Genomic DNA, 8,118 nt, shown 5'->3' on the forward strand with positions numbered 1-8,118 from the left:
TTTTACCTTAGTGATTCCTATATATGCAGAATATTCAAATCTGCAACTGGAACATCGATTAATAAATATATTACCGCTCGCCGAATTAGTATCGCTAAGTCACTCCTCTCTTCTGGAACAAGTGTAAGCGATGTTTACTCACAAAGTGGTTTTAATGATTATAGTAATTTCTTAAAAGCATTTACAAAAGCGGTAGGGGTTCCTCCCAAAAAATACGCTTTACATAGTAGTTCATAAATTATAAATACCCTGATAGCAAAACACATCTTATGTGATGTTTTTCTATCAGGGTATTATTTATCTCTTTTTATTCATTTCTTTTAAAATAATTTCTACCAAAGTCACTATCACGAAACATCTGTTTCTTCAATTCTTCTAAACTGTCATATTTGTATTCACCACGTTCATACGTATAGAAGTTAACTTTGATTTCTTGTCCATATAAATCATTATCAAAATCAAATAGATACGTCTCCACACCAGGTCTTGTTTCTCCACCAATGGTTGGTTTATATCCAATATTAGTAATACCTTCATATTCCCCAAATTTAGTTTCCGTCTTTGTAACATAAACTCCATTTGGTGGCAACAACTTATCAAACTGTGGGTAGATATTCGCTGTAGGCATTGATAATAATTTACGTCCAATTTGATTTCCATGAACTACAGTGCCTGTTATACAATATTTTCGACCAAGCATGGAATTCACTTGTTCAATATGTCCATCTGATAACTCTTGACGGATTGTTGAACTACTAACTACTTGTTCCTCTACAGAAACTTTATGAAACACTACTAATTCATAGCCATATACTTTGGATAAGCTTTCTAATAAATTTACATCACCTTTACGATTGTGACCAAAAGCAAAATCACTTCCAACTACCACTTTCTTAGCTCGTAACTTCTTACATAGAATCTCTTCAACAAAAGTTTCCGCTTGCATACATCTCATATCATCATCAAATGGTAAGGATAGCATAACTTCTATTCCTAATTGTTCAAGATATTCCTTCTTTTCTTCTTCTGTAAGAAGATTTCCTTCAATATGGTCCGTTCTTATTTTATCTACAGAAGAGAATGTAAACACAACTGGTTTAAGTCCTTGTTTTGTACAATCAAGTACTTCTCGAATCAGAAATTGATGACCAATATGGATTCCGTCAAACTTTCCAAGCGTAACTGCTGTATCAGATTCCATTTGAATCTCTTCTTTATTCGTTATATATCTCATAAAAACATCTTTTCCCCCTGCTTCTTGTATTCATTGACTAATTTAGGAACATCTTCACTGGCTTTAGATACGATTTCCCCTGCCATTCATAGATTGCACTAAATTGTTCATTTATATTATAGACTCTTACATTATGATTCCCCAAAGAACTTTTAGCTTCTTCTTTGTTTTTAATATGATCAAGCTTCAATGGATTTCCATTTGATAAAAAACGTTCTCCTAGTTCATTTACATATACTTTCGGATACTTAGGAAACATATCTTCAACAGAAGTCATTCGACAAGCAAGCTTGCCTTCTTCTTGTAATTTCTGAACTTCCTCTAAAGTTATGGCATCTTCTAGTAGAAAAGTGCTTACCTTAGTACGAACCAGACTCTTCATACAACCACCCGGGCCAAGGGCTTCTCCAATATCATGACACAATGTACGAATGTATGTCCCTTTAGAACAAGCTACTCTCATTCGAACCTCATGACAATCATCATTCAATTTTACTTCCAGAATCGTAATATCATGAATCATAGCCGGTCTAGGTTTTCTCTCAATTACTTTACCTTCTCTTGCTAGTTCATATAATTTCTTTCCATTAACTTTTAAAGCAGAATACATCGGTGGAATCTGTTCTATCTCTCCAATAAATGAATTCACCACTTCTCGTACTTGTTCTTCTGTTACCATGACTTCACTTTCTTGTAACACTTCTCCAGTGATATCTTGTGTATCTGTAACCTTTCCTAAAAGTAAAACCGTCTCGTATTCTTTATCTTTATCCGTTAGTAGATCACATAATTTAGTTGCATTTCCAAGGCAAACAGGTAAAACTCCAGTTGCATCTGGGTCTAATGTTCCTGTATGTCCAATCTTCTTTTGTTTTGTTATACCACGAAGTTTAGCTACCACATCATGTGATGTGAAGCCTTTCTCCTTATATATATTTATAATTCCATTAATCAATGTCTTCTCTCCTGATAATTCATTTGCGAGTCTAACCAATTGCCTACATAGGTCTATTAAACAAGATTTAGTTGTTTTAATTGCATATCAATATGTCTAACGATGTTATTAATTACATCATGCATAACACCCTTCATAGAACAACCGGCAGCTTTTACATGACCGCCACCACCAAAATATACAGCGATCTTGCTAACATCTACCGCTCCATTAGCACGCATACTTACCTTATATTCTTGTGCCTCTGTTTCATATATAAACACAGCAACCTCTACACCTTTCGTTACACGCAATTGATCAATAACTCCATCTAAATCCTTTGAAGTCACTTCATAGAATTCCATTGTCTTTTTACTAAGCGTTGATACAATACATTTGTCATTGAGTAGAAGAAAACTCTCAAGTAAGCATCTTCCTAAAATTTGATTTTGAAGATATGTCTTTTGATAAAAACTTTCATCAATAATCCTTGATGAGGAAACACCTTTACTAAGCAACTTACCTGCTATGGTCATTGTTTTTTCCGTTGTATTGGAATGCTTGAATACACCTGTGTCATGTACAATACCAAGATATAATGCTTCCGCTGTTTTTAATGAAATCTTATCTTCCTCAAATACACCAAACATTACCTCACAAGTTGAACTTGCCTCCAAACAAACATGATTTACATCGGCAAATTTTGTATTACTTATATGATGGTCAAAACAAATTGTTTTCTTGGCATTCTCAAATATTGGTCCAGCATTTCCTAAGCGATCTATACTTCCACAATCAAGAGATAAAAACAAATCATACTGCTTTACATCTGTATTATAGTCTGTATTAATTTGATCCAAATCTGAAATCATATGGAAAGAATCCGATATTGACTCTAAGAAAACATCTACACGAATATCTGGTCTATTCTCTTTAATATAATGATATGTTGCCATACAAGAACCTGTACAATCGCCATCCGGGCGTACATGACCTGATATTGCAACCGTTTTAACCCCATCTAATACTTCTAATATATTCATCCATAACACCTTACTTTCTCTTTAAAGTTTCTTTCTGTATGACATTTAATGTAATGATACCATAGAATTTGTGAAAAATCTACTATACAACTTTTATAGTGAACAATGATTCAAAAAGGCAATCATCATCAGGTATTCCCTACAACTAATGAAGATTGCCTTTTGGTCTAGGTTTGTATCTAATCAAACTATAGACTCTATATATATTTTTGTAGTGTTCTTTTTGTTAATTTTTAGTTAATTGTTTCGATACACTATTCGTTATCTGTGTCTGTATCTTCAACATCATCTGTAGCATCATTCAAATCTTTGTTCACATCATCAATCAGTTTTGACATGTTTACACCATATTCAATAGATTGATCCATAACGAATGTTAATTCTGGTGTATTACGAAGGTTCACAGTCTTTGCTAATTGCGTTCTTAAGTATGGAGCGGCACTTCTAAGCCCTTCATAAGTAGATTGTTTCTTCTCTTCATCACCTAAAACACTAATATATACTTTAGCATGTTTTAAATCTGGTGCCACTTCAACCGCAACAACAGATGTCATTGGGCTAATTCTTGGGTCTTTGATTTCTCTACTGATTAACATGCTTAATTCTTTTTGAACTTCACCATTGATTCTTGTGTTCTTAATACTGTTCTTTCTCATATAAACTCCATTTCCGCACTATTTAGATCGACGGCGCCAATTTGACCCCGTCGACTTAAGCAAAAGTGCTTTACGATTATATCAGGAAATCGCAATAACTAGATTAATTACTTTCTTGGTACTTCTACCATTGTATAGATTTCAACTTGATCCATTTCTTTCACATCGTTGAATTTCTCAAATACAAGACCACATTCATAACCTGCCGCAACTTCTTTTACATCATCTTTAAATCTCTTTAATGAAGCAAGATCACCATCAAAGATAACGATACCATCACGGATTATTCTTGCTTGTGAGCCTCGTACTACTTTACCATCTAATACGTAAGAACCAGCTATTGTTCCAAGTCCTGATGCTTTGAATACTTGACGAACTTCTACATGACCAAGTACTTTTTCTTCATATGTTGGGTCAAGCATACCCTTCATAGCTGCTTCAATATCTTCAATTGCATTGTAGATTACACGATATAGACGTAAATCAACTTTCTCACGATCAGCAGTATCTTTTGCTGTATTATCAGGTCTTACATTAAAACCAATGATAATAGCATTAGAAGCGCTTGCAAGAATTACGTCTGATTCATTAATTGCACCTACTCCACCGTGGATAATACGGATTGCAACTTCTTCATTAGTTAATTTTAATAAACTTTGTTTTACTGCTTCTACGGAACCTTGCACATCAGCTTTAACGATAATATTAAGTTCTTTAATATTACCAGCTTGTATTTGTGAAAATAAACCATCAAGTGATAATTTTGATTTTGTATCATCTAGTAATTTTTCTCTACTTTGTTTGATAAATGCTTCGGCAATCGAACGAGCTTCTTTGTCATTCTCAGTAGCCATGAAGATTTCACCAGCACCTGGAACTTCGTTAAGACCAAGTATTTCAACTGGTGTAGATGGACCCGCTTCTTTTACACGTCTACCTTTATCATCAATCATAGCTCTTACTTTACCATATGCAGAACCAATTGCAATAGAATCTCCTACGTTAAGAATACCTTTTTGAACTAATACTGTAGCAACTGGACCTCTACCTTTATCAAGCTCAGCTTCGATAACGATTCCTCTACCTTTACGGTGTGGATTTGCTTTTAGTTCACACATTTCAGCAGTTAATAGAATCATCTCAAGTAATTGATCAATTCCTTCTCCAGTGTGAGCAGATACAGGTACAAATACAGTATCTCCACCCCAATCTTCTGCTATTAATTCATATTCTGTTAATTCTTGTTTTACTCTTTCGATGTTCGCACTTGGCTTATCAATCTTATTGATTGCAACAATAATTTGAATTCCAGCTGCTTTTGCATGGTTTATTGCTTCAACTGTTTGAGGCATAACACCGTCGTCTGCTGCTACAACTAAAATAGCGATATCAGTTGATTGAGCACCACGCATTCTCATAGATGTGAATGCTTCATGTCCTGGAGTATCTAAGAAAGTAATTCTTTCATCGTTTACATTAACTACATAGGCACCGATATGTTGTGTAATACCACCGGCTTCGTTATTTGTTACATGTGTTTTACGGATTGTATCAAGTAATGAAGTTTTACCATGGTCTACGTGACCCATAACACATACTACAGGTGGACGTTTTTCTAATAAAGCTTCATCTTCTTCATCTTCTTTTAGTAATTCTTCAATCACATCCACTTTTTCTTCTAATTCTGCAATTACTTCAAATTCTAATGCGATTTCTTCTGCTTCTTCAAAAGTGATTTCTTGATTAATAGTTACTACTTTACCTTGTAAAAATAATTTCTTAACTAAGGCAGCGGCTGGCATCTTTAATTTATCAGAAAGTTCTTTTATTGTTAACACTTCCGGTAAGATAATTGTCTTAATGCCATCGTTTTCAATTTCTTGCACAGGTGCTGGTTTTGGCATAATAAATTGTCCTTTCTTTGGTGCAGCATTGTTGCTATTATTTTTGTTTGTATTTTTGTTATTATTTCTATCATAGCTATTATTATTTCTATTATTGTTTTTATCATAGCTATTGTTATTTCTATTATTATTTCTATTATCAAAACGATTGTTTCTATTATTATTTTTTAGGTTATTCTTTGAAGTATTGTATTGATAGTTGTAACGATTATCTTTAGTTCTATTTCCACGATTATAATTTGGACGATTGCTCTTATTACATCGGTTATCATTTGGTCGACTGTTGTTATTAACTCGGTTATCATTTGGTCGATTGCTATAATTACCTCGGTTATCACTTGGTCGATTGTTGTTATTACCACGGTTGTCATTTTGGTTATTGAAACGATTATTTGGTCGATTATCGTTGTTATTTGTATTGTTTGTCTTATTGTTTGTATTATTATTAGTAGTATTAGTATTATTCATATTTCGATTATCGTTCCTATTATCATTTCTATTATTATTTCGGTTGTCATTACGATTATATCCTTGACTACCTGTGTTGTTATTGTTTCTTTGATTATTTGGCCTATTATTATTCATTCTTTGATCACGAGAAGATGAAGCGTTGGTAGTTGTAGTTTCTACTTTCTTAGCTGATTCAATTGTTTTATTTGGAGCTTGAGTCTGATATTTATTACGAACCATATGAACTACATCATCTTCAATACTATTCATATGACTCTTTACCTCAATTCCTTTTTCTTTTAAGAACGAAATAATATCCTTACTAGACTTATCTAATTCTTTTGCTAATTCATAAATTTTAATTTTTGACATACTTACTACCTCCGCTATTCCACTACATTATTAAGTTGTTTCTGTGTTGCATCAGCCAAGCCCTTATCAAGCATTGCTAAAGAAGCTCTCATCTCTTTACCCATTGCATGACCTAGCTCTGTTTTCTCACCAAAAAAGTAAATTGGCACCTTATAGTAAGTACACATATTGGTAAACATCTTTTTGGTATTATCTGACGCGTCTGCGGCTACGATAACCAGTTCTGCTTTATGTTCTTTAACAGCTTTCTCGGTAGAGAACTCTCCACTTGCGACCTTTCCAGCCTTCGTTGCTATTCCAATATAGGATAGAATCTTGTTCTTCGTTTTAAAGTCATACTGCACTTCCGTATTAATTTGTTCCAAGATCTATCAACTCCTTTTCTAATTGCTCATACACTTCTTTTGGAATGCTTACTTTTAAAGAGCGTTCTAAACCTTTACTTTTTACTGCCTTTGAAAAGCAGTCTAAGGAATTACATATATATGCGCCCCTTCCATTTTTCTTTCCAGTCGCATCGATAATAATCTCATCTTCTGGGGTTTTAATAACTCGAAGCATTTCTTTTTTTGTTTTCATTTCACCACAACCAACACATTGTCTTAGTGGTATTTTTTTTGTTTTCATTTAATCACTTCCTAAGTGTATTACGATTTTATTTATTCCTCATCAAAGGATTCACTTGGTTCACTATTACCGTAAACTTGTGACTCACTTTTAATATCAATCTTATATCCTGTTAATCTAGCCGCTAATCTAGCATTTTGACCTTCTTTACCGATTGCAAGTGATAATTGGTAATCAGGAACAACTACGTTAGCTGTTTTTTCTTCTATATTAACATCTACTGAAACAACTTTGGCTGGGCTTAATGCATTCTCAATTAATACAGCTGGATCATCACTCCAGTTGATAATATCGATTTTTTCACCTCTAAGTTCATTTACAATTGCATTAACTCTTGCTCCGTTAAGGCCTACACAAGCGCCTACAGGATCAACGTTAGGGTCGTTTGAATATACTGCCATCTTCGTTCTTGATCCAGCTTCTCTAGAGATGCTCTTGATTTCTACAGTACCATCTTTTACTTCTGTTACTTCAGCTTCGAATAATCTCTTAACTAACTCTGGGTGTGTTCTTGATACAGTAATTCTAGGGCCTTTTGTTGTGTCTTTTACTTCTAATACATATAGTTTAATACGATCTGTAGGTTTAAAACGCTCTCCTCTAACTTGCTCATTTTCAGTTAAAACAGCATCTACCTTACCTAAATTAATACTTACATTATTGCCTACATAACGTTGCACGATACCAGTAACGATATCTTTTTCCTTACCATAGTATTGGTTGAAAAGAACTTTTCTTTCTTCTTCACGAATCTTTTGCACAACTACTTGTTTTGCCTTTTGAGCTGCAATACGGCCGAAGTTTTTAGGTGTAACTTCAACATGAACAATGTCGCCTAGGTTGTTCTTAGGGAAACGAAGAATTGCTTCTGCTTCACTAATTTGAGTAACTTTATCTG

At 33.8% G+C, this 8,118-nt stretch carries 9 protein-coding genes; 1 reads left to right on the plus strand and 8 read right to left on the minus strand.

The annotated features are described in order from the left end of the window. Positions 1–237, plus strand: a 237-nt coding sequence (locus ACW2QF_RS15410; RefSeq protein WP_455716899.1) for a helix-turn-helix domain-containing protein, incomplete at its 5' end; no start/stop codon positions are given. A gap of 70 nt (positions 238–307) precedes the next feature. Here the strand turns inward: ACW2QF_RS15410 and ACW2QF_RS15415 are convergent. From ACW2QF_RS15415 to nusA, 8 genes are all read right to left on the minus strand, one after another. Beyond that, positions 308–1,234, minus strand: a complete 927-nt coding sequence (locus tag ACW2QF_RS15415) for a bifunctional riboflavin kinase/FAD synthetase (RefSeq protein WP_455716900.1) — start codon at positions 1,232–1,234, stop codon at positions 308–310. Positions 1,235–1,271: 37 nt separating this feature from the next. Next, positions 1,272–2,189, minus strand: coding sequence for a tRNA pseudouridine(55) synthase TruB (gene truB / locus ACW2QF_RS15420; protein WP_455716901.1), 918 nt, complete (start codon positions 2,187–2,189; stop codon positions 1,272–1,274). Between the two features lie 56 nt (positions 2,190–2,245). Next, a complete protein-coding gene (locus tag ACW2QF_RS15425) occupies positions 2,246–3,211 on the minus strand; it encodes a DHH family phosphoesterase (RefSeq protein ID WP_455716902.1) in 966 nt (321 codons plus the stop codon). A gap of 254 nt (positions 3,212–3,465) precedes the next feature. Then, complete coding sequence (gene rbfA / locus ACW2QF_RS15430; RefSeq protein WP_455716903.1) at positions 3,466–3,867, minus strand: 30S ribosome-binding factor RbfA; 402 nt, start codon at positions 3,865–3,867, stop codon at positions 3,466–3,468. A 107-nt stretch (positions 3,868–3,974) separates the two neighbouring features. After that, positions 3,975–6,593: a translation initiation factor IF-2 gene (gene infB / locus ACW2QF_RS15435; RefSeq protein WP_455716904.1), complete on the minus strand. Its 2,619-nt coding sequence runs from the start codon at positions 6,591–6,593 to the stop codon at positions 3,975–3,977. Between the two features lie 14 nt (positions 6,594–6,607). After that, entirely contained in the window at positions 6,608–6,949 is a 342-nt protein-coding gene (locus ACW2QF_RS15440; RefSeq protein ID WP_455716907.1) for a L7Ae/L30e/S12e/Gadd45 family ribosomal protein, read from the minus strand. Then, complete coding sequence (rnpM, locus tag ACW2QF_RS15445; protein ID WP_455716905.1) at positions 6,945–7,220, minus strand: RNase P modulator RnpM; 276 nt, start codon at positions 7,218–7,220, stop codon at positions 6,945–6,947. Before rnpM ends, ACW2QF_RS15440 begins: the two co-directional genes overlap by 5 nt. A 32-nt stretch (positions 7,221–7,252) precedes the next feature. Further along, positions 7,253–8,118: transcription termination factor NusA (gene nusA, locus ACW2QF_RS15450; protein WP_455716906.1), on the minus strand; the 866-nt coding region annotated here is incomplete at its 5' end.

This window comes from Anaerosporobacter sp., assembly GCF_965301125.1.

Bases quoted from the DNA above. Each gene is read 5' to 3' on its own strand.
- rbfA (WP_455716903.1), bottom strand. From the start codon at position 3,867: ATGAGAAAGAACAGTATTAAGAACACAAGAATCAATGGTGAAGTTCAA.
- ACW2QF_RS15415 (WP_455716900.1), bottom strand. From the start codon at position 1,234: ATGAGATATATAACGAATAAAGAAGAGATTCAAATGGAATCTGATACA.
- ACW2QF_RS15425 (WP_455716902.1), bottom strand. From the start codon at position 3,211: ATGAATATATTAGAAGTATTAGATGGGGTTAAAACGGTTGCAATATCA.
- infB (WP_455716904.1), bottom strand. From the start codon at position 6,593: ATGTCAAAAATTAAAATTTATGAATTAGCAAAAGAATTAGATAAGTCT.
- rnpM (WP_455716905.1), bottom strand. From the start codon at position 7,220: ATGAAAACAAAAAAAATACCACTAAGACAATGTGTTGGTTGTGGTGAA.